The organism is Bacillus sp. FSL W8-0519 (assembly GCF_038005585.1).
GTDB classification, from domain to species: domain Bacteria; phylum Bacillota; class Bacilli; order Bacillales; family Bacillaceae_G; genus Bacillus_A; species Bacillus_A paranthracis.
The window spans coordinates 1,923,294-1,949,544 of record NZ_JBBOTL010000001.1 but is presented as its reverse complement, the minus strand read 5'-3'; the positions used below and the strand labels follow the sequence as shown (position 1 = coordinate 1,949,544).

The window sequence follows — 26,251 nt, the reverse complement described above, 5'->3', positions numbered from 1 at the left end:
TTGTTTAAGGATAAGTTAACCCTTCTGCTTCCTCTGCAGTAATAACGGTGTATCGATTTCCCGTTCGTAATCCTAACAATTCTGCTTTTTCAATTGCTTCCTGCTTCGTCTCCGCATAAGCAGCTAAATATTTTTCTCCATTGATAATTTGGCAAATTACATATTGTTTCATTACTTTCTCCTCTTACTTTTTCATTAGTTGTGCAAGTTTTTTTATACCTATTTCAATTTCTTCTAATGTTGCGTATGAATATGGATACAAATTTTCATTTCTTCTATACAATATACACTATCATAATAAATTTAAATAGGAGGAAATATGATGAGTGAAGCAATTATTCATGGGATCATTCTTGCATTTGGTCTTATCATTCCATTAGGTGTTCAAAATGTTTTCGTCTTTAACCAAGGTGCGAGCCAACCAAACATTTGGAGGGCAGCCCCTGTCGTATTAACTGCCTCTATATGTGATACGTTACTCATATTGATAGCGGTACAAGGTGTTTCCCTTGTACTCCTTACTTTTTCTTGGCTAACTAACTCATTATATATAATTGGATTTTTCTTTCTCCTATACATGGGCTTTGTTATTTGGAGAAGTACCCCTTCCAACGATGTAAAACAAGAAAAAAGTATGCCAGTAAAAAAACAAATACTTTTCGCTGCATCGGTTTCATTATTAAATCCACATGCAATTTTAGATACAATCGGTGTAATTGGAACAAATTCGATTCAATACATAGGAAATGAAAAATGGGCTTTCACACTTGCAACTATTATCGTTTCTTGGATTTGGTTTATAAGCTTAGCTTTAGCGGGGAAATTTCTAAAAAGGCTAGACTCAACCGGAAAGACAATCGTATTATTAAATAAATTTTCTGGTCTCATCATATGGAGTGTCGCACTTTATATGTTAAAACAAGTTATTTATTCCTAATGAACGAAAGAGAATTGCATGTTACTGAAAACATCATGCAATTCTCTTACAAATTATGAAGTAGGTTCTGGTTTCTTTTTTACGTTCTTTGCATCTTTTGCTGGTTTAATCCAAATGATTGCTATAGCAGCACCAATCCCAGCGAGAATACTTGTTACATAAAACACTTCATGGTCAGCACCTTTCATGAAAAAAGAGTATAGAGGTGGTCCAGCTGCTACACCGATAAATCGCATAGAACTATAAAATGACGTAACCGTCCCCCTTTGCTCCTTTTCAATTCCTTGTGTAATGAGAGCATCTAAACATGGGAGTGCCATACCAATTCCTACCCCCATAATAACGAGACAAAGAAGTAGTAAATAAATTCCTTTTATAAATAAAGGAATGATGACTGATGCAGCAGCCATTAAAAAACCAATGTAAATACACTTCTTCATCACATTTTGGTTATCTCCAATTTTTTTGCCAGCCATATATGAACTAAGTGACAGTACAAGTAACGGGATTGCAAGTACACACCCTTTCCAAATACCATGAATGTCATACTTTGATTCCAATATAGTTGACAAATAAAAGAGAATTCCGAATAAAATAAGCATAATAATTGCACCTAATGCAAAAATGGCAATTAACCATCTTCCTTTTTCTCGAAACGTAGCAAGAATTGATTTTATAAACTCTTTAAGCGGTGGTACTTCTCCTTCTTGTTTCTTTGCCTTTACTAGAACAAGTAATAAAACAATTGATACTACGCATAAAACTGGAATCGCCCAAAACGGCAAGAACCATACAATGGCAGCCAGAGCAGACCCTAAAATAGGGCTCAACACTTTCCCAAATGTATTGGATGTTTCGATGATTCCTAAACCTGTACTAACTTGTTTTTCATCTTTGTATAAATCACCAACACACGGTATAACAACTGGCATTGCACCAGCAGCACCAATACCTTGAATCGCTCTACCGATCAATATCCAAGTGTAGGGATTATCAACTTTCCAAGATACCCAACCAGTTATCGCTCCTCCTATAGCCGCAATCAGCAAACTCGGAACCATTACCATCTTTCGTCCCCATCTATCTGATAAATAACCAGCAATCGGTATAAGTAGAATGGCTACGATAGAATAAATGGTAATAATCATGGATACTTGAAACGATGAAATATGTAATTTCTTTTCAATAGTCGGCAGAATTGGAATGAGCATTGAATTCCCTAATGTCATAACAAGTGGAACTGATGCAAGCGCAATCAAACAACAGTTTTCTTTTTTTAACATGTTGGCTTCGAAACCTTTCATCATATATTTCTTACCATATAATAGCCCTGCTGGAACGTAACTTTTCATTCCACCAGGGCTATTACATTTTTACTACTTCCCATTCACAACAAAAGAAATTGGGGAAAATATAGTATTATTCCTATTCTTTGAATCCAGTTCACAATATATCCATACCAATTAATTGAAAAAAAAAGAAAGGAAGAATCCTTCCTTTCTCCTATAACCTTCTACAATTAGCGAGTATATCCGCCACCAAGTTGTTGTTCTGCCATCGCTACAAGGCGTTTTGTAATTTCACCGCCTACAGAACCGTTTGCACGTGAAGAAGTATCAGCGCCAAGTTGTACACCAAACTCTTGTGCAATTTCATATTTCATTTGATCTAAAGCCGCTTGTGCTCCATGTGATGCTAATTGATTAGAATTACGATTTCTAGCCATTACCAATCACCTCCTTATTTATATATAAATTGTGTTAAATTTTAATTTAAATACATGGTAATTTTTGGTTATTTTCATTTAAAAAAAAGAGTCTCTACAATGAGAGACTCTTACATCATTTTATACTAAGAAGTTACTACTTCTAAATTTCTATTTGTTAGTACTTTCATTTCTTCTTTTCATATATCTTTCGCATTATGTCCCAACCATTCGAGTGAAACAAAAAAGGTATACTTTAATTGGTATACCTCTTTCAAACATACACTTTACATAATAATATTATTAATATCTTTCCAACAATACGCTGTCTCTTCCACCTGTAATCTTTCTAAAAATTTTGTATCCATTTTTTCTGGATTAAACTTTTCATAAAACGTTTTAGAAGGGTTATTCGTAACAACCCATACTAAAAGTGATTGCATATTATTGTTTGTACATTCAGATAGTAAAGCTTGAAATAACTTTTGTCCTATTTTCATGCCTTGATACTCTTGTAAAAGGTAAATCGCATATAATTCTCCATCACAATTATATGTACCAGTTCTTTCTGCTCCTCCATCGATGAATCCAACTATTTCTCCATTTAACGTCTCTGCTACAAATCTAAATTGATGGTTACTTTCTTTTTGAAAAATGTTTTCCCATTGTTTTTCCCGTTTCTCATATGTTATATTTTCTAAAATCTCGTTAGGGAATATGCCTTGATATGTCGTTTTCCAACTATCAGCGTGGACCTTTGCTATACCTGGTATATCATCTTTTATCGCTCTTCTAATATGTATTTCCATCATTTCTCCCCCTCGTTTACTCATCATTATATCAATTTACTTCCTTAAAAATCCAAACAAAAAAGAGTGAATTCACTTCACTCTTTTTTGTTACAATTATCTACTTTCCACTTCAACTGAAACAACACGATCTATCTCTTTTAGTGAGCTATATAACTCAGTTGTATATAAATCTTCTGGAGCTAAAATAACCATCTCTAATTGCTGAAATGCTCCACTATCTATATCTTTAATCTTCACGCGTTTTACATGCATTCCTAAATTTTTAATCTGCTTAAATATACCATCTAACTCATGATGCTCTTTTACAGTAATTTTAATAGACAAGTCCTTTTGTCTTAATGAATACGGTCCTGCAATTTTCACAAGTTGCGGAAGTACATTAATTGCTAAAATAATTAAAATCATAGCAACCGTCGCTTGTAAATAAAATCCTGCTCCAATCGCAATACCTAAAGCTGAAGCAGCCCACACCATAGAGGCGGTCGTTAATCCAGAAATAACGTCATTACTTCTTCGTAAAATAACACCTGCTCCAAGAAAACCAATTCCACTCACAATTTGAGCAGCTAAACGCATGGGATCCATATTTGTATGCCCTGGAACAGAATATACATGTACAGATTCAATTGAAACCATCGTAATTAAACAACTTGCTACAGAAATAACCATACTTGTTTTCACACCAAGTGGTTTATTCTTTAGCTGCCTATCTATCCCGATGAATAATCCTAAAAAGAGTGCTAAACCTAATTTGAGTAAAAATTCATATGACATATTTCCAGTCTCCTTACTTTACAATGTTTCCCTTGGAATAATTCACTATAACTCTTTTATGATATCAATTCCAGTCTTTTCTATTCATTTAACGTAAAAAACCGAAAAAACATTTGTGACGATGTTTCTCCGGCTTTTTATTACGCTTAAAACTCTTCTTTATTTCTTATCTTTAATCTTAATCTCTGCATCTTTGTAGAATGCTAATTTACTGTCATTATACTCTTTTGTAAAATTGTTAAATTGCTCTTTTGATTTTTGTGCTTCCATAGTTAATTCATTAACAGCCTTAACTTTTTCACCAATCTCTTTTAATTTCGTTTCTTTTACTTTTAATTTTTCATACAATTCTTTTTCGGTCGCTAACGCCTTCGTATAATTTTCATTCATCTTTTGGAATGCATCATAACGATTTTTATACGACTCTTCTACTGCTTTCGCTTGTTTTTGTAACTTTTTATCTTCAAGCTTCTCTATATTTCCTTGAACAGATTTCGTTTCTTTCTGAGCTTTTTCTAGCATTTCTTTCTCATTTTTCAAAGCTTTTTCACGATCATCTACATTGGCAGTAGCCTGCTCTATTTTCTTCATAACAGCGTCATTATGATCTTTACCTTCTTGTAAAATTTGAGAATATAGTTCTTGGCCTTCCTTCTCTAACTTCTCTAATTTTTTCGCTTCATCAACTAATGATTTCTCTTGTGTCGCCGCTGTTTCAAAAGCTGTATATAGGTTTTCTTCTGGTTTTTCACCGAAACAACCTGTTAATAGTCCTACTGATAGTGCTCCAACTACTGCTACTTTTCCATACTTCAACGTTCATTCCTCCATTACATACGGTTATCATGCCAGAAATTCACTGGGAAGTGACTCTCTTCATGATAAGCTTCAAACTCATAACCCTTTTCTTTTAACCCTTTTAAAATTGCTGGCACAGCAGCAACTGATTGCGGATGAATATCATGCATTAAAATGACTTCTTGTGGTTTTGTTGCATTTGTTAATACATTTTGAGCAATTTGTGCTGCAGCTGCATCAACTTGCATTTTATTATATTTCCAATCTAATGAATCAATTGTCCAATCCCACACTTTAAAGCCGCCCTCTACCACTTTATTTCGAAGACTTTCATTTAATCCAGGCATTGAACCGTATGGTGGACGTGTTAATTTAGGTGATTTCCCAATAATATTGGCGATTAAGCTTTGATCTTCTTTCATCTCATTTACATACTCGCCATTTCTATATAACTTTGCAAAATTATGCGTCATACTATGCATTCCTACATAATGACCTTCTGCATTTTCTCGTTTCACTAAATCTGGAAACTCTTTTACATTCGCTCCAATTAAAAAGAATGTCGCCTTCGCATCATGTTGTTTTAACGTATTTAATAATTCAGCCGTATATTTCCCCGGGCCATCATCAAATGTAAGATAAGCAACTTTTCTTTCCTTGCCATTAAAACGACTTGGTGCCGTTTTATTCATTTCTACTTTCGGTTGTTCACTTGCGAGTTGTACTACATTTTCTTGTTTTGCAACAGCCTTTGCTGGTGAAGTAATGGATTGAAACATGAAATACCCAATAGCTACTGCTGCAATCGCTATTAAAACGAATACTACTCGTTTAATTTTAAAAGCTTTTTCCATTCTATCGAATTCCTCTCCCTATTAATCTTATATATAAATCACCCAATATAATTATACATCTATTTATTTTATTACACTATATAAACAGACCTATATATGTATTATAATGGGAGTTTTATCAAAATGGTCGTTCCTATTCCTTCTTTACTTATAATATTTATTGTACCTCCATGAAGCTCCACCATTTTTTTAACGATGGCTAAACCAAGACCCGCACCTGTAGCATAATTATTAATCTGGTAAAATGACTGTTCTATATACAGTAAATGCTCTTTAGCAATTCCAATCCCTTCGTCTTTCACCTTTATCACTGCTTGTCCTTTATTTTTAGTCACTTCAATATATACTTTACCATTTTTATGTGAATATTTAATGGCATTTTAAACAATATTCAAGAAAATTTGCTTTAGTCTATTTCGATCTCCTATCAATTCGATTCTTTCTATAGTTTTGATGAATTGCATTTGCTTCTCTTCAGCATTAGGAGTTAATTGCCAAATCTTCTCCTCTAGTATATCGTATAATTGCACCTTTTGTTTATATAAATTGAAATGATTTAAGTATAAAAAATCGTTACAGAAAAGTTACAAATCCATCTCGATAAAAAAAGATTGGCAAAGGCCAATCTTTTTTTATTATTCATTTCGAACTGGCTTTGGTGTTACACCTAAATGTTCATTTAATTTTTTCGAAATATCTTTCACATTTTTTTCATTTGGAATGTAATAATAAATGCCTCCGATACGTTTATCCGTACCTTCCACTTGCATTTTTTCCATTTCCAAATTAGATCCTGCCATATTTTTCGTAATAGCAAGCATATCATCGAAAGTTAAGTTCGTTTTCATATTTTTATCAACCGCATCAAGTAAAGAGCCCATTTTGCTAATAGCTTGAACAGACATCGCTTTTTTAGCAATTGCTTCAATTACAAGTTGTTGTCTTTGACCACGCATTGCATCACTGTCAATTTTACGCGTTCTTGCAAGCGCAAGTGCTTGTTCTCCATTTAAATGTTGGTAGCCTTTCTCTAAATGAATCATACCTGCTTGGTCTTTACTATCTTGTTCAGTGAAAGTAACTGGTACATCAATATCAATACCACCAAGTGAATCGACAATTTGTACGAATGATTCAAAGTTAAACTTCACATAATAATCAACAGGAACATTTAAAAATCTTTCCACTGTATCGCGTGTACTTTCAACACCACCAAATACGTGTGCATGTGTAATTTTATCTAATTTCTTTCTAGATGGAATATATACACGTGAATCACGCGGAATACTTACTAATTTAACTGATTTATCATCTTTATTAATTGTTGCTAATAAAAGTGCATCTGTTCGAACAGCTTCTCCGTATTGGCTTTTTCTCATTTCACTACCATCAACACCCATAATTAGAATTGAAATGTTATCCTTTAAAGGTTCAACTTCTTTATCACGCTTCGATGATTTATCAATTTGTGCATATGCATCACTTACTACTGCTTTTGCTTTATTATATATTAACGATCCATATCCTACTCCACCAAAAATAAGTAAGAACAATGGAATTATAATGAACCATTTTATTGATTTTCTTTTAGAACGTTTTTTACTGCTTCTCGTATTCTGTTCTAATTCAGAGCTCATATCCATTCGCCTCTCTTTCTCTTTCCCAATTATAATGCAAGTCTATTAACCTTCATATTGAATTTCCTTTCAATTACCTTACAATTTTGTAAGGTTACTGCGCAAATCCAATATGTACTCCATTTCACATTATACTCTCGTGCTTATTTTTGGCAAGTCACTATTTATATAAAATTATTTTTAAATTCATATATTATAATTTTATTAGTTTGGTGTATACATAGTTTGCTTTCCATTATTAATAATGAAAACTGATTTTGCTTTTATTTTCGTCTTTTGTATTTCTATCTCTTCATTTGAGAAATTCACAATAATTTCAATATTTTTTCCATACGAAGCTGATTGTACTAACTTATCTTCTGACAAATATGCAAAGTTCGTCATTTCTTCTTTTACTGCCTTTTCATGAACTTCATTCCAAACTTTCAGGTGCTGCGTAATTTCTTGTTTATGCTTATTCCACTCTACTTCATCTAAATGGTACAACGGAGGAACGTTATACAATAATTCGTATAACATACGGTTTCTAACCTCATCTTTTACTTTCAAGCTTCCCCATTCCCAGTGGTGCGTTGTAATTACAGAATCATTGTATACTAATTTATATAATGGTACTGAATATGCAGGATTTAAATATACTTGTTTATACTCTTCTTTTAACGGTACTTGTTTCGCATATTTTTCTGGAACATTTTGATTCGGTGACCAATATCCACCTACATAATACGGACTTGTTTTATTTTTCCTCATATCTTCATCGTCCCATTTAATTACAGGCGTTTCAATACCATGAGCAAATGCAATCGTACTACTAGCAAAATCATTTCCGCCTTCAGAACCAACGACCATACCCTTTTCTTGCGCAATGTAGTCCATTCGTTTTAAACGTGCTTTTAAATCTTGCTCTTGTGTCGTTATATGTTTCGCTGAATAGTCATCGTAAATTTCACCTGTCGCATCACAATCAATAAACCATGAATTATATTTAGGTCCATTTTGTAATATATCGTTCATTCGTTCTTTTACACTAGGAAGAGATAAAGTTGGATTTAATTTTCGCCCTCTACCTAAAAACCCTTGCACCTTTTCTCCATTTTTCTTCGTTACAGTAGCCTCTTCGTATAATGATGGGTCATTAAAGGATGCTGTGTTCCAATTTTTATCACTTTTTTCGTGAATGGAATGATATGAGTCATACGGACCAACTAAATACCCCATTTCCTTAGCTTCTGTCACGAAATTAGGTTGCATAAATCCTTGTTCCCAGTTTGGCAGACCAATCCACGCTTTTTCTATTCCTGCCTCTTTCATTTCCTTTAGTATGTCCGTTCCATCTGCATTACCCCATTTACTTACCTCTTCAACCGCATCACCAAGTAGCGACTTTAATAAATGCTTATTTAAGCTATACAATTCTGTATTCGTTAAGTGACCTACACCTTTCTTTAATAGCACACTAGCTTCCTGATTAACGTTTTGAAAAATATCATCTTTATAAAATTCTTTCATTGATAACACTTCGTTTATATAACGTAAAATAACATTTTTTTGATACTTATCAATGAAATCTTGTTTACTTACTTGATCTAATACATTCAATTCCCCAGGCTCTGAACTATATTTTTGAATAAGCTCTTTTATATGGCTAAACAAAGGGCTATTTATTTTCTCTCTTAGCCTTGGCCAATTTACATTACTTTCTGATAAGCCATTTTGATTCCAAAAATAAAAATGAGCTGCACCGTAAAGCTTTTCTATCTCTTTATTTTTTCTAGCCTTTTCTTTTAATGTTTTAAATTCACCTTTTCGAGCGATATTGTCTTTATACAGTTTAGCAATACTTACTACATCATTATTTGTCACATATACTTGAAATCCATATGTTTTATTTTTATTTATACGCGGAAATTCATGTATAAAATCAAACCCGATTTTCGGATCCGAATGAAATTTCACCTCATTATTAAACATATTGTTCGCGATATATACAATTGAATATTTCAAACCATTTAATGCGAAAAACTTCATAGAAAATGATTCAGCAAATGAATATGCATCATCCTTTAAAAACTTCTTCCAATTTTCATCATTACTCGAAATTTGCTTCCCTTCCCATAACGGAAGTGTATAATTTTCAGCTTGTACTTTCGGCCAAGTAAAGCTTTCTGCACCAGTCGATTCTACTTCAATATTTAAGTGATCTTTTTTCTTCTCTAGACTCACTTTTACTTTTTGATCTGGATATTCCCAAGATGTACGATCCTTTTCTTTTTTTACATTCAACACCTTCATTTTCGGCAAGGGCTGTGATGCCAGTGCCTTTACGCCATCATGTTCTACAATTAACGTGAAAGTCTCTGGATTGACATCATAAGTAAATTCTTTATACGTTGCTTTCTTTATTTTAGACTCTTGAACAGTATTGCTACCTTTTACATCACACCCGACTAAAGTCGAAAATGACATCGTTGTAAGAAGACATATTGCTATCATTTTTTTCATCTTCTGCACCTCCACCACTGAATATACAGAGGCTTTGTTACAGGAATGTGGCAAAAAAATAGAACCAGCATAATGCTAGCTCTATTTTTGGGATTAAAAATAAATATATATGGGCAACTATAATCTGCTTAATATATATAGTACAATAACCGTGTTTTTTCATCCTCACTAATTATAAAAGCAAATCATTCAAAGCTTTAACATGCATTTCTTAACTAAAAAAATAAGTGTATATAACATACGCTAAAACTAGCACTAAAATTACTATCGCTGTACCTTTCCAATTCATACCACCCGCCATATCAACTGGACTACCCGTTTCAGCTCTGTTGAGCCCATCATGTAAAGAACCGGTAGAATTGTTTTTCAATTCACTTTGCCTTATACGTTCTCTTTTTTCTTCCGGTAACTCTTTCTTCATATGATCCGTTCACCTCCAAGTTAATATACTCTTTACTAAATTATACATTCATATTTTTCTTTTATATGCAAACATATTTACAACATAAAGAAAGCTAGCGATACTAGCTTTCTTTATAATCCAATATGTTCTTCTTTATTTACAGTAATCCCTCTATGATCAATTTCTAGCTCACACACTTTCATAGACGTAAATACTCTCGCTAATTGCTCAGCAATTTCTTGACGTTTCTCATACGGCGTTAATATAAAAATAGATGGTCCTGCACCGCTAAGCGCTGTACCGTATGCACCGAATTCTTTTGCACATTTACGAATAGATGGTAATAACGGTACAAGCTCTAAACGATACGGCTCGTGAAAATGATCCCTTTCCATCATTTCGCCTACAACTTTCCATTTCTTTTGACATAAAGCAGCTACTAATACATTACTTATTGCACTAGCCTTAACAGCTTCATGAAACGGGAATACATCTGGTAATACAGATCGACTTTCATCTGTATTTAGCTCTTCATTTGGAATAAGAGAAATAACACCTAATTCCTTACTTTCAATTCTTACAACCGAAACATTCTTCCCATCAAGTGCTCCGATTACAGTTCCTCCTAATATAGAAGCAGCAACATTATCAGGATGACCTTCAAAATTTGTAGCAATTTGAACTCTTTGATCAGTCGTTAAGTTCAATTTTCCGAGTTGATTCGCAAGCTCTATCCCAGCTACAATTGCTGATGCACTACTTCCTAGACCTCTTGTTAGCGGAATGTTACTAGTAACTTCTATTATATAGGGTGATAAAGAAGGACATACTTTACATGCCGTGCTAACAATTAAATTTTTATCGTCTGTCGGAATTGAATCTTCAAAGGAATGGATTACTTGCCATTTATCAGCTTTTTCTTTAACTACTACATGTAAATATAATGACAAAGCTATTCCTACTGAATCGAATCCAGGTCCAACATTCGCTGTACTAGCAGGAACACGAATACTTAATGGTATCACGACATAATCACCCCTTTAATATGCTCTTTAATTTGTTCTATATTATTTGAAACACTTGCAATATCTAATGTATTAGCAGAGATTGCGATATCAGGATCTTTCAAGCCGTTTCCAGTTAAAACTGCAACAACTGTTTCTCCTTTTTTGATTTTTCCAGATTGAACATGTTTCATTACGCCAGCTAATGAAGCATTCGATCCTGGCTCAGCGAAAACCCCTTCCGATTTTGCTAATAATCTATACGCATGTAAAATTTCTTCATCTGATACCATATCTATTTCACCGTGAGATTGCTCAGCAGCCTCTACTGCATATGACCAACTTGCTGGGTTACCGATGCGAATCGCTGTTGCAATTGTTTCTGGCTCGTCAATTACATGCCCTTTTACAATAGCAGCTGCTCCTTCCGCTTCAAATCCATGAATTCTTGGCTTCTTATATCCTTTTTCTTTCTCATATTCACAGAAACCCTTCCAGTACGCTGTAATATTCCCAGCATTCCCAACAGGAATCGCTAGAACATCTGGTGCACTTTGCAATTGGTCACAAATTTCAAATGCTGCTGTTTTTTGCCCTTCAATTCGATAAGGATTTACCGAGTTAACTAATGTGATTGGCTCTTCTGCAGCAATATTTCTTACAGCCTTTAGTGCATCATCAAAATTTCCTTCTATTGAAATAATTTCAGCACCATAGGCAACTGCTTGCGCTAATTTCCCATGTGCAATCTTTCCTTCCGGTATTACGATAATACATTTCATTCCAAGGCGTGCCGCGTATGCGGCAGCCGATGCTGATGTATTACCTGTCGATGCGCAAATAATGGCCTCCGAACCTTCTTCTTTTGCCTTTGCGACTGCCATTACCATACCACGATCTTTAAAGGAACCTGTCGGATTCGCTCCTTCGTACTTACCATATAACTGAATCCCTAATTGTTTTGATATATTTAATAACGGAATAAGGGGTGTATTTCCTTCCATTAAGCTCACATCAGGTGTGTTTTCGTTTACCGGTAAATAAGAAGCATATTGGTTTAATAGTCCTTTATACATATTGTTTTTCCTCCTCAATAATGTAGTAACTGTTTATTTCACTTGCGACATCTTCTATCGCTCCTAAAACTCGTTCGAATTGATACTTTGAAGTTTGATGTGTCACAACAACGACTTCTGCAAGTTCACGATTTAAAGGTAATTGAATCACTTCTTTTAAACTTACAGAATAATTAACGAAACATTCTGTTATTTTTTGCAACATACCAGGTTCATCTCGTAATGAGATACGTAAGAAATATTTCGAAACGACTTCTTCATCCCCTTGTAATTCGTACGGCTCTGGTTCTTTTAACGCACTTTTATTTTTCTGAACTTGATTCATATTTTTAACGATTGAAATAATATCACTTACTACAGCAGAACCAGTCGGTAACTTCCCAGCTCCAGGTCCGTAAAACATTACTTCTCCTACCGCTTGCCCGTGAACATATACTGCATTAAATTCATTATTTACATTCGATAATGGATGATGACTAGGTAAAAGAGTCGGTTCTACACTTAAATGAATGGCTGATCCGTGTTTCTCTGCTTTACCAATTAATTTCATTGTAAACCCTAACTTTTCAGCCATTTGTAAATCTTCTTTTTCGACCTTTCGAATCCCTCTTACTTGCACATCATCTAAAGAAACATTCATCGAAAAACCTAAGTTTGCAAGAATCGCTACCTTTCTCGCCGCATCTAGCCCATCTACATCCGCTGTCGGATCTGATTCTGCGAAACCTAATTTTTGTGCTTCCTGTAAAGCCTCTTCATACGACCATCCATTTTGACTCATCTTTGTTAACATGTAATTTGTTGTACCATTTACAATCCCCATTATTTTTTCAATTTGATCTGATGCTAATCCGTCTGTTAACCCTCTTAACACCGGAATACCGCCCGCTACACTTGCCTCATAACATAAATCACAATCATTATCGTTCGCCAGTTGGAGAAGTTCTGCACCGTATACAGCCATTAAATCTTTATTTGCTGTTACGACATGTTTCTTATTTCGTAAAGCTTTAACAATATGCTGCTTCGCTTCTTCAATTCCGCCCATTACCTCTACTACAATATCAATATTTGAATCATTTAGAACTTCATCAACATGACTTGTTACTACGATTCCATCAATACAAACATCACGTTCTTTTTCTAAATCACGTACAGCAACTGTCTTCACTTTCACTTCATACCCTGTATCAAGTGCAATTTTTTTATAATGTTCTTTCAAAATATGGACAACACCACTTCCGACCGTACCTAATCCTAACACCCCTACATTAACAACATTATTCATCTTCTAATCTCCTCCTACAATTTTATTTTTTATCAATCACCTTACTCTGCTTTTCAATCATGCAGGTGGTGGTTATTTCCGTACGTACAAATCGTTTCATGTTACAGCACCTCCTTTCAAAGTAATAAAAAAACACACTCATCCCTAGGAAAGGGACGAATGTGTTTTCGTGGTTCCACCCTTGTTCCAACCTAGACGTATTTCTCTCTAGATTGCTCAAGTTCAGATAACGGCTGATTCCGTCAATAATTACTAGATTACTCGTTCACTATTGAAGTTCAAAGGTGGTAAAATCATTTCTCGTGTTAGGAAGCTCACACCCTTGACTTCCCTCTCTGTAAACCGTAAAAATGATTCCGTGTCCTTATCGTTACTTTTCGTTCATGTTTATTTGTTAACTCATTATACTCGCATAAAAAACAAAATCAATACTATTTTTTAATTATTTTCAATTTTCAATCTGTAACCCATAAAAAAAACACACTCATCCCTAGGAAAGGGACGAATGTGTTTTCGTGGTTCCACCCTTGTTCCAATCTAGACATATTTCCTCCTAGATTGCTCAAGTTCAGATAACGGCTGATTCCGTCAATAATTACTAGATTACTCGTTCACTATTGAAGTTCAAAGGTGGTAAAATCATTTCTCGTGTTAGGAAGCTCACACCCTTGACTTCCCTCTCTGTAAACCGTAAAAATGATTCCGTATCCTTATCGTTACTTTTTCGTTCATGTCTATTTGTTAACTTATTATAGTTATCAACTTTTTAAAAAGCAAGCCTATTTTTGTTCATTATTTTTAAAAATACGAATCATTTTATTTTAAAATAACAAATCATCTAATATAGATTTCTACTCTTGCACATGTATTCATCACTTACAAACTAACAAGATTGATATTAAATTCTCATTCTAAAACGTTTAGAGTTTCACACCTCAACACTATATTTAAAAAGTAATTTTCTTAATACAATCTTTCCCTATAACTTTCTTCTAAAGAACGTGCAACATCCTCTTCTGAAGTATTCACTTTCGCATGCTCCAATAACATTTTTGCTGCTGAAGGTAACTCTTTTTTATGTAACCAAGATTCCGGATCCCACATTTTAGAACGAATAAAAGCTTTTGCACAATGAATATAACACTCTTCTATTTCAACAACAATTCCAAGTAGCGGATTGCGTCCATTTACCTGCATTTCTTGCAAAATTTCTTCGTCGTTTGTTATATACGCTCGGCCATTTATTCTGAGTGTCTCCCCAAGGCCTGGGATAAAAAAGATTAATCCTACACGTGGATTGGAAATAATATTCAAAATGGAGTCTATACGGCGGTTGCCTGGTCTTTCTGGAATGATAATTTTATTATGGTTTAATACGTAAACAAATCCAGGTGCATCTCCTCTCGGTGAAGCATCACACTCTCCTAATTTATTTGCTGTAGATAATACTAGAAAAGGAGATTTAGATAGAAAATCTACGCAATGGTGGTCTAATGATGAAATAACCTTTTTCAAAGCTCGCTCACTTGGTTCCCCTAATATTTTCCGTAATTCTACCTCAGTTGAAATAATCGATTTTATTTCCGTCCTCTCTATACCCACTTATACCCTCTCCTTTTTTCTTTATTTTCCCAAAATTCATTACAAATATTGTATAATAAAATTTGCAGAAAGGGGAATTAAAATGACAGAGTGGTTAACGATATTCGATTCTGAAAGAAATACACTTGGGAAGAAATTACGTGATGAAGTGCACCGTGACGGTGATTGGCACGAAACATTTCATTGTTGGTTTGTAGAAAAAGATGATGAAGATATGTTCTTATATTTCCAATTACGCTCTAAAAATAAAAAAGAAGCCCCATGTATATGGGATATTACTTCAGCTGGACATATTATGCATGATGAAGATGTACAAATTGGTGGCCTTCGTGAAATTAAGGAAGAATTAGGGCTTTCCTTTCAAACTACTGATCTAGCATATACAGGAATCTTTACAATAGATTATGAAATTTCAAATCTTACGGATCGCGAGTTTTGCCATATGTATTTTCACAATGTCATCGATCCACTTCCATTCGCACCAGGTGAAGAAGTAGATGATGTGATGAAAGTACATGCAACTTCTTTTCTACAACTATTAAAAAGAGAGATTTCATCTTTTACAGCTACTTCTGTTTTGAGCAATAAACCGCTAACGATAACTTTTGATGATATCTATCCATATGATCTTGCATACTATGAATTTGTTGTTGAACAAGGAAAAGACTTACTAGAAAATAATAGTTTATAAATAAAATAGGACTCCTAGCATTATATTGCATGAAGTCCTATTTTTTCATTATTGTTCAAGCATTTTTAATCTACTCTCTACTCGTATAAATAAACGAATGATTAATAACAGCATAATCACCATAATCGCTATCATTGTATGTGGATATCTAAACAGTATACTAACAACACTTCCAATTAACATCATAATGAATCCGTTTTGCTTCATCACTTCTGCACTATACCTATTACCTACATCCCATAATTCTTTATTTTTCATAGATCGTTTCGTACGATAACCATATGCCGCATTAATATCGGTCGGTGGATTTTTTTGAAGGACAATCGCCGCAAGTATAAATATAATACCTATTAAAATACTCATTCCTATGTTTATTAGTGCATACATCAATTATATTCCCTCCTAACAACCTACAGCTTCATTATACGACAAAATCCTGTTTTTTCCAATTCAACAACACATTCACTTCCGCTCTTTCGATGTTTGGAACATACTTGGCAGCGTTACAAAGCGCGCCCCTTTCGTTTTTAACTGCGGAATCATTTTGTCTAGCGCCTCTACAGATCCTTGCAGGCGTCCACCTGGAGTTGAATGTTGAAGTATGATACTACCAGGGAATGAGTTCCCTAACACATTATTTGTAATCGTATCAGCACTTACACCTTTCCAATCAACTGTATCCACACTCCACTGTACAATCATAAAGTTTTGCTCAGTTGCCCAATGCAATTGATTTTCAAGTATTTCACCATACGGCGGGCGTATAAATTTAGGAGCATAGCCGGCTATACGTTTTAATATTTCTTCCGTTTTTATAATTTGATTACGGTACTCATCCTCATTTACTTTCGCTAAATTAGGATGACTATACGTATGATTACCAATTACATGCCCTTCATTCGCAATACGCTTTACTACATTTGGAAACTTTTCTGCATTTTCACCAAGCAGGAAAAAAGTCGCTTTTACATTATGTTGTTTTAACTTATCTAATATTTTTGGCGTGAATTCTAAATCCGGTCCATCATCAAATGTAAGTGCGACTTCCGCTTTATTGTACGGTCCTGAAAATGCGTACGCATATTTTTCGACCCAAGAAAATGGTGTCCACGATCCACGTTCATCTGCTTTCATTTGTACTTCATAGCTTTGAGGGATATATGTGTATGGCAATGTTCTTATATAATCTCCGTAATAAAATAAGTTATATGGCATATAAGCATACGAAACATTTCGTTCTAGTCCCCATTGATATGGAGTAAACATTTGTGGCGAATAAAAATAATACATGATAAAAACCTCCCTAAAGTTTCATATGTGATTCCTCTGCACTTTGTTAGAGAAATTGTTATTCATAAACAAAAATAAGACTGTCCGTCATTTGGACAGTCTTACTGCTGACTATTATTAATAAATTGATGTACTACCTTTCGGCAAAGCTTTCACGTGTTTTAAATAGTTCGTCACTTTATCATCATCATCTTGCGGATATCGATACCCATATGTGTTAGCAATTTCATTCGCCACTTCCCTAAATAAATTACCCATGACAAAGAATGACTCCCATATGTTTTCATATTCCGCATTAGAAAATGTCCTCTTAAATTGCTCCCACATATCTTTTTCAATATATTGCTCGAAATGCTTTCCAAACTTTCCTGCATTAACTGTAAAGTCTGTTTTCATACCAATATGCCATTCTAGCATTACGATGAACATATCCCGCACTGGACCATCAAGCATTCCTTTTGCATAAGAAAGTTCCTCACGCCATAACCCTTTTGCCACATTCGTACTACACCACCAAAACTCATTACAGCAACCTAAAAACTCTTTTTCTGTAGGCTTTTTTATTAAGTAATCTTTATCGCTTGCTGGCGGGAATTCTTCTATACAATTATCTTTATCGAGAAGTAATTTACTTAAACTATCTTGTCCAACGAAATTATTTATTAATTCAACTGGCACTAGTGTTAAATCAATCCGATTCCCATCCATGAACTGCATTAAATACGGAAACTTTCCGTCTCCATCTGGTGGAACTAATGACATTTCTTCCGGCATTTGTACAATCATTATTTCTCCAAATCTATGAATCCAATTATGATTAGACGTAAAGGATTGTATATCTTTTACAACATACATAATATCATAGTCTTGAAAACAATCTCTTTTCACATGTGGATTTACACGCGATCCATTCATGATGACAGCTCGGATTCTTTCATCCTCTTTTGCTGTATTCATAATTAAGTCTATCATTTCTTTTTCTGTTCTCATCTACTCACAACCTCCAATTTTTTATATAAAATATAGTGATATGTATATAGGAGGTCCACGAGCTAACTGCGTTGTATACGATACAAGTTATAATTTTTCAAACATCTTTTTCATTCTATTTATCTCCTTTCGGTATTCTTTTACGAAAATGTAAAATCTTTCGGTATTCATACATCACTCATATATTGATCAACAGCCGTCCACTTCTCAATCATACTCATGGAAATACCATCGCTTTCAATACTTTTCTACTATTTACCTTCAATTATACATAAAATTCTGTCTTATATACAAAAAATAAAGAAGGGAAATCTACTTCATTACAAAATAGATATCCCTTCTTTTGTTTATACATGTATCCCTTACGGATTAGTAGACCAAAGTCCTGCTGATTTAATAAATGTACGTTTATTTAATTTCAGCTGCGCTACGATAAACTCTGCAATATCTTCTGCTTGCATAACTTTATCAGGATTTCCATCAGTTAGCCCTAAATCTACAGCCATATCTGTTGCTACTGTACTTGGAGTTAAAGCTGTTACGCGAATGTTATGTTTACGAACTTCCATCGCTAACGATTCTGTTAAGCCAAGAACACCAAATTTAGAAGCACTATATGCACTTGTTACAGGTGCACCTTTTTGTCCTGCTGTAGATGAAATGTTAATGATATCACCAGATTGTTGTTCAATCATGCTTGGTAAAGCTGCACGAGTTGCATAGTATACACCCATTAAGTTTACTTGAATGATTTTTTCCCAATCAGCAACGTCTAGTTCTAAAAACTTACCGAACTTAGAAATACCAGCGTTATTAATTAAAATATCGATAGATCCTAAACCGTTTTTTAACGTCTCAATTGCAGTAGTCACTTCTTCATATGAAGAAACATCAGCAGTCGCAATAACAGCTTTTACGCCTTCTGCTTCTACTTCTTTCGCTACAGCTTTTAAGTTTTCTTCTGAGCGAGCTAAAAGACCTACATTTACGCCCTCTTTCGCTAATGCGATCGCTACAGCGCGACCAATCCCTCTACCTGCTCCTGTAATTAAAGCATTTTTGCCTTGTAATAATTCTGCCAAGTATAACACTCCTTAATCATCTCAGTTATGTATTATATTAAAATTGTATCTATGTTTATGTAAAAAGGCAATGATGCACTTTCATGTGCGTAGGTTACTTGTAGGTAACTATAGAAAGTTCTTATTTATAATTCTCATCTTTTTTCCATAATTCATGTAAAATAGAAATAAATTCCATAAAGGAGAGCATATGCGTATGAAAAGAAAAAATGGTTCTTGTCACTATCTGCAGTCGGACTATTTAGCATATTTTTGGCTATGTACTTTATATTTGGTAATCCACTATATTATAAAGTAATAGAAAAAGAAACTAACGAATATCTCCATACTATAAAAGGAGATAAGCAAAAAGAAATACAAAGCATAACCGGAAAATATACTTCCCTTTATAATATCGGCTATTATGCAGAGGTAGTATATAAAGACGAACCTTATTTTACATACTCTTATACATACGATAATAATAAAAAAATAATACAAGACAATGGCATTTTAGGAAGACATACTGAATCATTTGAGCATCTTAATTTAAATTGGTCACTGTTCGATCAACTAATACAAGGGATTCATACGAACTTACAAGAAAGATGTTTAAGTGAAAAAAAGGATTATTCTATACGACACATTCATTTCATTGATATAGATGATGATAAAAACGATGCAGAAGCATACGTTGACTTTAAGAAAGATGAAAAATCAGATTATTCATACCGTATGAATAATGAAGGAAAAGCTTATCAATATAGTTGCAGTAATGGGAAATGTATTTTTAAAGAAAAATAGTGTTAGAATGTTCCCCTTCTAACACTATTTCTCTTCATGATTCGAAATACGTACAATAAATTCCGTACCACTGCCTTCCTCACTCTCGACTTTTATTTCTCCTTGATGAAGGTCGAGTACTTTTTTTACGATAGCCAAACCTAAGCCACTCCCTCCATAAGCACGATTTCGTGAAGAATCCGCTTTATAAAAGCGCTCAAAAATATGTTGCTTCTGTTCTTCAGATATCCCAATTCCCGAATCGCGAATACGTACTTCTACTAATGTCTCATATTCTTTTAGCTTGATTGAAATCGTACCGCTACTTGGAGTAAATTTAATACTATTATGAATTAAATTAATCCAAACTTGACTCATACTTTCTTGGTCAGCAGTTATATGCACTTTTTCTAAATCAAGGTCTAATTCAATTTCTTTCTCAGCCCAAAGCGGTTCACTATTTAACACAATTTGCTTTAACTGTTGATCTAATCGATAAGTAACTCTTTCTGGTGTATATTCTTCCGACTCTAATAGGGTGAGTTTCAGTAAATTTTGACTTAGTTTAGATAATCTCGTCGTTTCTGTTTCAATAATGGTAAGATAATGCTTTCTTTTTTCCTCAGGAAGATTAGTATCTTGTAGCGCTCTAGCAAATCCTTTTATAGAAGTTAATGGTGACTGTATTTCATGAGAAACATTCGATACAAATTCCTGGCGCATTTTCTCCATCGCATTTAGTTCATCTGTCATATCATTTATACTTTTTACGAGCACACCAATTTCTCCATCATATTTCTCTTCATTTCGTATTTTTACGGAGAAGTCCCCTTTTGCAATTTTTTGTATCGGTTCAATAATAGTCCAAATCATCGCCTCTCGCTTCGGTCTCATTAATACTGCAATTAATATCCAAAGAAGAATCATAAATATAAAACTGAGTATGTCACTAATGAGGTAGGTAACAAAAGGAGATAAATGTATTGCAAGGGCATCCAATATACTAGATGATACATAAAATGCTGTAGACCAAATAATAGTAAGAAAAGAAAAGAGTGCTATTATCGCTCCCGTTACTTTCAGCATCTTGAATTTACTCATTCGTTCTCTTTTTCTCATTTACTTACCTCTAAGCGATATCCTAAACCCCTTATTGTTTTAATACTAAATTTCGACTTCTCTTCTTGAAACTTCTCACGTAACCGATTTATATGAACGTCTAGTGTGCGTTCATTCCCTTCAAAATCATATCCCCATACATCTTCAATTAATTGCTCTCTCGAACAAGTTCTCCCTGCTTTAGAGCCTAAAGTAAAGAGCAATTCGAATTCTTTTAACGGTAACGTAACCGTTTGTTCTCCAATTGTAACTTCAAATGTTTTACGATTTAACAGTACAGTTCCAACTTGAATTGATTGCGACACTGTAATTTGGTAACGTTTCAATAACGCCTTAACCCTCACTACTAGTTCTATCGGATCAAATGGTTTTACAAGATAATCATCCGTACCAAGATGAAATCCTTTTACTTTTTGAGACGTTTCCCCTTTAGCAGTTAACATCAAAATCGGAATATCATAGTATTTTCTTAATTCAAAACATACATCAAATCCATCCATATTCGGCATCATGATATCAAGAATAACCATATCAACTTTCACTTCATCTATTTTTTGAAGTGCATCTAGACCATCAATTGCTTCATATGTTTGAAATCCTTCCCGCTCTAAAAATACAGAAACAAGTTCTCTAATATGTGGATCGTCATCTACTATTAAAATTTTTGGTAGCAAAGAAAACCTCTCCTTTCTACGTAGCATCTTTTATATAACTTTTAAAAATGAATCACCAGCGGAGTATAAGCCCCACTGATGATTCATTTTATAATACGCCCTCTTTAATTTTCAATTGTTGCGTTGCAAATTCACGATACATGTCATGTGTGCGTAACAATTCATCATGTGTACCACTACCTGTAAGATTCCCTTTTTCTATAAAGATAATTTTATCTGCATCTACTACAGTAGAAAGTCTATGTGCAATAACTAACGTTGTTCTGCCTTTCATTAAGTTATTTAATGCCTTTTGAACGACAGACTCTGATTTACTATCTAAACTAGAAGTTGCTTCATCTAACATAAGAATTTGTGGATTTCGAAGTAACGCTCGGGCAATGGCAATTCGCTGTCTTTGTCCTCCAGAAAGTTTCACACCACGTTCTCCAACTTCTGTTGCATATCCATTTGGCAAATCATGAATAAATGCATCTACATATGCCATCGCCGCTACTTTTTCAATTTCTTCATCTGTCACTTCTCCCTCAACGCCGTAACAAATGTTATCCCGAATCGTTCCATCAATTAACGGACTATCTTGTGAAACGTAACCAATTTGACGTCGCCATGACTGTAATGAATAGTTCGTAATTGTATCTTTCCCTAATTTAATAGCACCGCTAGTTGGCTCATAAAAACGTTCTAATAATGAGAATAACGTCGTTTTCCCGCTACCACTTGGTCCTACGATTGCTGTTACTTTTCCAGATTCAATTGTGAAATCAATATTCTTTAACACTTGCTCTTCTTCGTTATACTCGAAATGTACATTTTCAAGAACAATTGGTTGCTTAGCATTTGTGACTTTCACACCAGTTTCATGATCTTCTACTTCATATTCTAAAATTGTATTAATTCTTTCCGTTGCACCAATCGCCTTTTGGAATTGTGTAAAGAACATAGATAATTGACTCATCGGCATTATAATTTGAACTAAATATAAAATAAACGCTACTAGTTCCCCAGTTGTTAATGCACCACTAGAAACTCTCATCCCACCATATCCTACGATAATAACAAGCAGTGCCATTAAAACAAACGACATAACTGGTGAAATTAACGCTTGCACTTTTCCTTCTTTCAAACCAAATTGCAATAACTTTTCGATACCTTTATTTCCAGTTTCATATTCTCTTTTTTCTGTGTTCGAAGATTTCACTAAACGAATTTCTGATAATACTTGCGTTAGCACACTTGTAAAAGAAGCTGTTTCATCTTGAAGCGCTTTTGAAATCTTATACATTTTTCTTCCTAGTGGAACTAAAATCAGTACTGATAATGGAATAACCGTTAAAAGTAAAAGTGTCATTTTCCAATCTAAAACAAATAATACAATTAATGATCCGACGATTGAAATACCACCTGTTAGTAAGTTTGACAAATGCTCAGAAATTAATGTCTTCACAACACCTGTATCATTTGTCATTCGGCTAATTGTATCGCCTGTTCTATTTTGATCATAATAAGATACTGGCAATATAAGTACCTTTTTCCACAAACGTTCTCTCAGTCCAGCTACAATCTTCTGTCCTATATAATTTAATAAATATATAGACAATCCTGCAGCTATAGTTTGCATAATAAAGAATGCAACTAATCCAACAATTTGTCCTGTACTAATTGAGGAAAGTGAAAAATTATCTACTAACCCTTTTGTTAACATCGGAATAAATAAACTTGCTCCCGTAGAAAGCAAACTCATTAATAACGCAAAAATAAAAATCCCTTTCGGAGGCTTTGTATCTTGAATAAGGCGTAAAAACTGCCTCCAATTCCCTTTTTTCTTTATTTCATCTCTAACTTCCATTCATGTTCATCTCCTCGTGTTAAACAAAACTGTTCTTTCTAAAAATAGAATACAATACAAATGTAAACTGAATGTAAACACACATTTTGTATTTTTACAAAATATACATAAAAACTCATCTTTACAACAGATATAAACATCTGATATTATTACCTGGTACTTAATATTATTCTATGTGAATTATAAATAACTAATTTAAAATACTATATAAATCTCCAGTTATTGAAAGGAGTATCCTTTTTGCAAACAAATATACATTCCGAAAAGGAAACAATTATTTTTATTCATGGATTAGTTGGCAATCGTCGTGCCTTCAAAAAAGAGCATAAACGATTTTCAACCTCCTACAACATTATTACGTATGATTTATTAGGTCACGGCGATGATAAAGGTGAAGCTATCGAATTTTCATTACAACGCCTCGTTGATCAATTATTGAATTTATACGAAAAAGAAGGCATTCAAAAAGCTCATATTTGCGCCTTAAGCTATGGCTGTTATATCTCTACCATTTTTGCACAAATGCACCCAGAAAAAGTATTAAGCATTTGTCATATTGGCGGCCATTATAATAATCCTTCTCTTTTATATAGCGTATTTCAAAAATTTTGGGAGAAACGAGGAGACGATTACTCTAAATGGCTCTCTCAATACGCAAATACCATTTTTCCAAGTGGCATACTAAAAGCAAACCCATTTGCAGTCATTTCAAGAAATATTTATTACCGTTTCGGATTGCAATTACATTCATCAATTATTGTCCAATCATTACGACATCGGTTAGAATTCGATTTAAAATCTAAATTAAAATCACTTCCCCACCCTATACTATGGGTAATGGGTGAACATGATCATCTCTATAAATCTTGTCTTTTTGATTTAAAGTCCATTCTTCCTAACGTTTTATATAAAGAAATACCGTTAGCAGGACATGCAGCAAATTTATTTCGCCCTAACTATTTCCATGACCTATACGATCGATTTTTAAACGGGAAGTTAAAGTAAAAACTACTATACTCCCAATTTATTCAACTATAAAAAGGCTTCCCAAGTTTCCCTGGAAAGCCTTTTCTCTATTCGAAAAGTATATAAACTACTTTTTCTTAGTATGCTTTTGTGTAACCTAAAAGGTGCTTGCTCCAGTAAGAGTTGCTTACTGAACTAATACGTACGCCAGTTGCATCAGTTTCTGCACTAATGAACTGACCGTTTCCTAAGTAAACACCCATGTGAGAAGGACCTGATTTATAAGTGTTTTGGAAGTATACTAAATCACCTGGTTGTGGATTGCTAGTTTTTGTTTTAGAGCTCCAGTATCCAGCAACTGTTTGACGAGCGCCTTTATGACCAGTTTGATTTAATACGTAGTGAATGAATCCACTGCAGTCAAAACCAGCAGGTGTTGTACCAGCAGTTCTGTACGGTGAACCATTTAAAGATCTAGCGAAACCAGCGATTGAAGATGTATTTCCACCTGTTGTTGGTTTTTGTACGTCTTTACCTGGTTGTTGAACGTTATTTGTAACGTTATTGTTATTTGTAACGTTGTTTACTCCGCCTTTTACAAACTTAACGAAGTCTGCACTTACGTAACCTGCACGGCCGTTATGGTTAATTTTGTACCAACCATTTTCAGCGCCAGTAACGTTTAATACTGTACCGTTTGTTACGCCACCAATTACAGCGTTGTATGTAGCTGGGCCTGTACGTACTTTTAGAGCACCAGTGTTAACAACATAAGAACCACCAGTTTGAACTGTAGTAGTATTGTTGTTTGTAGTTGGTTGTTGTGTTTGGTTAGATACAGCAGAACCACCTTTTGTTACGAAGTCTTTGCTTACGTATCCAGTTCCACCATTGAAGTTGATTTTAAACCAATCTTGTACTTCACCAACAACTTGTACTGTTTTACCTTTATTTACAGAGCCTAATACTGTATGAGATGTACTTGGGCCTGTACGTACGTTAAGTGAAGAAACGTTTACTGTGTAAGTACCAGTTCCTTGTTGAACAGTAGTTCCTGTTTTACCACCAGTCGTTACGAAGTCACCACTTACATAACCAGTTTGACCGTTTACAGTTACTTTGAACCAACCGTTTTCTTGTCCAATTACTTGTAGTACTTGACCTTGTTTTACTTTAGAAATAACGCTATGTCCTGTACCAGCACCTGAACGAACATTTAATACATCAGCAGTTACTGTGTATTTTAAGTCAGATTTTGTTTCTACATTTTTTGTTTCAGTTACAGTCGTTTGAGTTTGAGTTTGAGTTTGTCCATTAATTTCTTTTAGCGCTTCGTTTGAAACTTGTGCTTGAGCAGAATCCATACCTGGAACTGCAACACCTACTACAGAAGCTGCTGCTAAACCTGCAATTACTTTTTTCATAAGTTGTCTTTA

The 26,251-nt window shown here is 34.2% G+C and carries 26 protein-coding genes, 1 pseudogene and 2 other annotated features; of the genes and pseudogenes, 4 read left to right on the top strand and 23 right to left on the bottom strand.

Annotation, left to right across the window (positions count from 1 at the left end):
- Nucleotides 1-4: 4 nt before the first annotated feature.
- On the bottom strand, nt 5-172 hold the full coding sequence (locus NST14_RS10095; protein WP_000816383.1) for a DUF3933 family protein: 168 nt from the start codon (nt 170-172) through the stop codon (nt 5-7).
- 150 nt (nt 173-322) lie between these two features.
- On the opposite strand from NST14_RS10095, the gene NST14_RS10090 reads away from it, so the two are divergent.
- Nucleotides 323-937, top strand: coding sequence for a LysE/ArgO family amino acid transporter (locus NST14_RS10090; protein WP_001287306.1), 615 nt, complete (start codon nt 323-325; stop codon nt 935-937).
- A 53-nt stretch (nt 938-990) separates the two neighbouring features.
- On the opposite strand, the gene NST14_RS10085 is transcribed toward NST14_RS10090, so the two are convergent.
- The 14 genes and pseudogenes from NST14_RS10085 to NST14_RS10020 form a co-directional block, all read right to left on the bottom strand.
- Entirely contained in the window at nt 991-2,220 is a 1,230-nt protein-coding gene (locus tag NST14_RS10085; RefSeq protein WP_033670231.1) for an MFS transporter, read from the bottom strand.
- A 236-nt stretch (nt 2,221-2,456) separates the two neighbouring features.
- On the bottom strand, nt 2,457-2,663 hold the full coding sequence (locus NST14_RS10080; RefSeq protein WP_000113545.1) for an alpha/beta-type small acid-soluble spore protein: 207 nt from the start codon (nt 2,661-2,663) through the stop codon (nt 2,457-2,459).
- 266 nt (nt 2,664-2,929) lie between these two features.
- Nucleotides 2,930-3,454, bottom strand: a complete 525-nt coding sequence (locus tag NST14_RS10075; RefSeq protein ID WP_073536147.1) for a GNAT family N-acetyltransferase — start codon at nt 3,452-3,454, stop codon at nt 2,930-2,932.
- A 93-nt stretch (nt 3,455-3,547) separates the two neighbouring features.
- Nucleotides 3,548-4,228, bottom strand: coding sequence for an MgtC/SapB family protein (locus NST14_RS10070; protein WP_000119508.1), 681 nt, complete (start codon nt 4,226-4,228; stop codon nt 3,548-3,550).
- A gap of 159 nt (nt 4,229-4,387) precedes the next feature.
- Nucleotides 4,388-5,044, bottom strand: a complete 657-nt coding sequence (locus NST14_RS10065) for a YkyA family protein (RefSeq protein WP_000873552.1) — start codon at nt 5,042-5,044, stop codon at nt 4,388-4,390.
- 14 nt (nt 5,045-5,058) lie between these two features.
- A complete protein-coding gene (locus NST14_RS10060; RefSeq protein WP_229142996.1) occupies nt 5,059-5,880 on the bottom strand; it encodes a peptidoglycan-N-acetylglucosamine deacetylase in 822 nt (273 codons plus the stop codon).
- Nucleotides 5,881-5,981: 101 nt separating this feature from the next.
- Nucleotides 5,982-6,446: pseudogene (locus tag NST14_RS10055) on the bottom strand (sensor histidine kinase); the annotation flags it as partial.
- 69 nt (nt 6,447-6,515) lie between these two features.
- Nucleotides 6,516-7,517 (bottom strand): LCP family protein, encoded by a 1,002-nt coding sequence (locus NST14_RS10050; protein WP_229142995.1) that lies wholly within the window; start codon nt 7,515-7,517, stop codon nt 6,516-6,518.
- A 204-nt stretch (nt 7,518-7,721) separates the two neighbouring features.
- Complete coding sequence (locus NST14_RS10045; RefSeq protein WP_229142994.1) at nt 7,722-10,019, bottom strand: glycoside hydrolase; 2,298 nt, start codon at nt 10,017-10,019, stop codon at nt 7,722-7,724.
- A gap of 211 nt (nt 10,020-10,230) precedes the next feature.
- Nucleotides 10,231-10,440 (bottom strand): DUF6366 family protein, encoded by a 210-nt coding sequence (locus NST14_RS10040; RefSeq protein ID WP_000711908.1) that lies wholly within the window; start codon nt 10,438-10,440, stop codon nt 10,231-10,233.
- A 113-nt stretch (nt 10,441-10,553) separates the two neighbouring features.
- A complete protein-coding gene (thrB, locus tag NST14_RS10035; RefSeq protein ID WP_000612668.1) occupies nt 10,554-11,447 on the bottom strand; it encodes a homoserine kinase in 894 nt (297 codons plus the stop codon).
- Nucleotides 11,444-12,502 carry a threonine synthase gene (gene thrC, locus NST14_RS10030; protein WP_048556918.1) on the bottom strand — a complete coding sequence of 353 codons (1,059 nt, stop codon included), beginning with the start codon at nt 12,500-12,502 and terminating at the stop codon, nt 11,444-11,446. Before thrC ends, thrB begins: the two co-directional genes overlap by 4 nt.
- Nucleotides 12,495-13,790, bottom strand: coding sequence for a homoserine dehydrogenase (locus NST14_RS10025; protein ID WP_048556919.1), 1,296 nt, complete (start codon nt 13,788-13,790; stop codon nt 12,495-12,497). Before NST14_RS10025 ends, thrC begins: the two co-directional genes overlap by 8 nt.
- Before the next feature lie 148 nt (nt 13,791-13,938).
- Nucleotides 13,939-14,170: a binding site (T-box leader), on the bottom strand.
- A gap of 114 nt (nt 14,171-14,284) precedes the next feature.
- Nucleotides 14,285-14,516, bottom strand: a binding site (T-box leader).
- 237 nt (nt 14,517-14,753) lie between these two features.
- A complete protein-coding gene (locus NST14_RS10020; RefSeq protein WP_048557541.1) occupies nt 14,754-15,392 on the bottom strand; it encodes a pyridoxamine 5'-phosphate oxidase family protein in 639 nt (212 codons plus the stop codon).
- A gap of 82 nt (nt 15,393-15,474) precedes the next feature.
- Between NST14_RS10020 and NST14_RS10015 the strand changes: the two genes are divergently transcribed.
- A complete protein-coding gene (locus tag NST14_RS10015; protein ID WP_048557540.1) occupies nt 15,475-16,083 on the top strand; it encodes an NUDIX hydrolase in 609 nt (202 codons plus the stop codon).
- Between the two features lie 48 nt (nt 16,084-16,131).
- Here the strand turns inward: NST14_RS10015 and NST14_RS10010 are convergent, their stop codons facing one another.
- The 4 genes from NST14_RS10010 to NST14_RS09995 all read right to left on the bottom strand — a co-directional run bounded on the left by NST14_RS10010 (nt 16,132) and on the right by NST14_RS09995 (nt 19,445).
- The gene (locus tag NST14_RS10010) at nt 16,132-16,470 is read right to left on the bottom strand and encodes an SdpI family protein (protein WP_000271090.1); all 339 of its coding nucleotides are present in this window, start codon (nt 16,468-16,470) and stop codon (nt 16,132-16,134) included.
- Nucleotides 16,471-16,545: 75 nt separating this feature from the next.
- Nucleotides 16,546-17,373: a peptidoglycan-N-acetylglucosamine deacetylase gene (locus tag NST14_RS10005; RefSeq protein WP_048557539.1), complete on the bottom strand. Its 828-nt coding sequence runs from the start codon at nt 17,371-17,373 to the stop codon at nt 16,546-16,548.
- Between the two features lie 117 nt (nt 17,374-17,490).
- Nucleotides 17,491-18,363 carry an aminoglycoside 6-adenylyltransferase gene (locus tag NST14_RS10000; RefSeq protein ID WP_048557538.1) on the bottom strand — a complete coding sequence of 291 codons (873 nt, stop codon included), beginning with the start codon at nt 18,361-18,363 and terminating at the stop codon, nt 17,491-17,493.
- A gap of 362 nt (nt 18,364-18,725) precedes the next feature.
- Entirely contained in the window at nt 18,726-19,445 is a 720-nt protein-coding gene (locus NST14_RS09995; RefSeq protein WP_000818985.1) for a 3-ketoacyl-ACP reductase, read from the bottom strand.
- A 258-nt stretch (nt 19,446-19,703) separates the two neighbouring features.
- On the opposite strand from NST14_RS09995, the gene NST14_RS09990 reads away from it, so the two are divergent.
- Entirely contained in the window at nt 19,704-20,228 is a 525-nt protein-coding gene (locus NST14_RS09990) for a DUF3139 domain-containing protein (RefSeq protein ID WP_229143016.1), read from the top strand.
- Nucleotides 20,229-20,252: 24 nt separating this feature from the next.
- Here NST14_RS09990 and hitS read toward each other — a convergent pair whose 3' ends face one another.
- From hitS to NST14_RS09975, 3 genes are all read right to left on the bottom strand, one after another.
- Nucleotides 20,253-21,326, bottom strand: coding sequence for an envelope stress sensor histidine kinase HitS (gene hitS, locus NST14_RS09985; RefSeq protein WP_048557536.1), 1,074 nt, complete (start codon nt 21,324-21,326; stop codon nt 20,253-20,255).
- On the bottom strand, nt 21,323-22,000 hold the full coding sequence (hitR, locus tag NST14_RS09980) for an envelope stress response regulator transcription factor HitR (protein WP_048557535.1): 678 nt from the start codon (nt 21,998-22,000) through the stop codon (nt 21,323-21,325). The genes hitS and hitR overlap by 4 nt, the downstream gene beginning before the upstream one ends.
- 88 nt (nt 22,001-22,088) lie before the next feature.
- A complete protein-coding gene (locus NST14_RS09975) occupies nt 22,089-23,849 on the bottom strand; it encodes an ABC transporter ATP-binding protein (RefSeq protein ID WP_229142993.1) in 1,761 nt (586 codons plus the stop codon).
- Between the two features lie 240 nt (nt 23,850-24,089).
- Here NST14_RS09975 and NST14_RS09970 point away from each other — a divergent pair, with 240 nt between their 5' ends.
- Nucleotides 24,090-24,854 carry an alpha/beta fold hydrolase gene (locus NST14_RS09970; protein WP_001194298.1) on the top strand — a complete coding sequence of 255 codons (765 nt, stop codon included), beginning with the start codon at nt 24,090-24,092 and terminating at the stop codon, nt 24,852-24,854.
- A gap of 98 nt (nt 24,855-24,952) precedes the next feature.
- Here NST14_RS09970 and entFM read toward each other — a convergent pair whose 3' ends face one another.
- The gene (entFM, locus tag NST14_RS09965; protein WP_074532117.1) at nt 24,953-26,239 is read right to left on the bottom strand and encodes an enterotoxin EntFM; all 1,287 of its coding nucleotides are present in this window, start codon (nt 26,237-26,239) and stop codon (nt 24,953-24,955) included.
- Between the last annotated feature and the right edge of the window lie 12 nt (nt 26,240-26,251).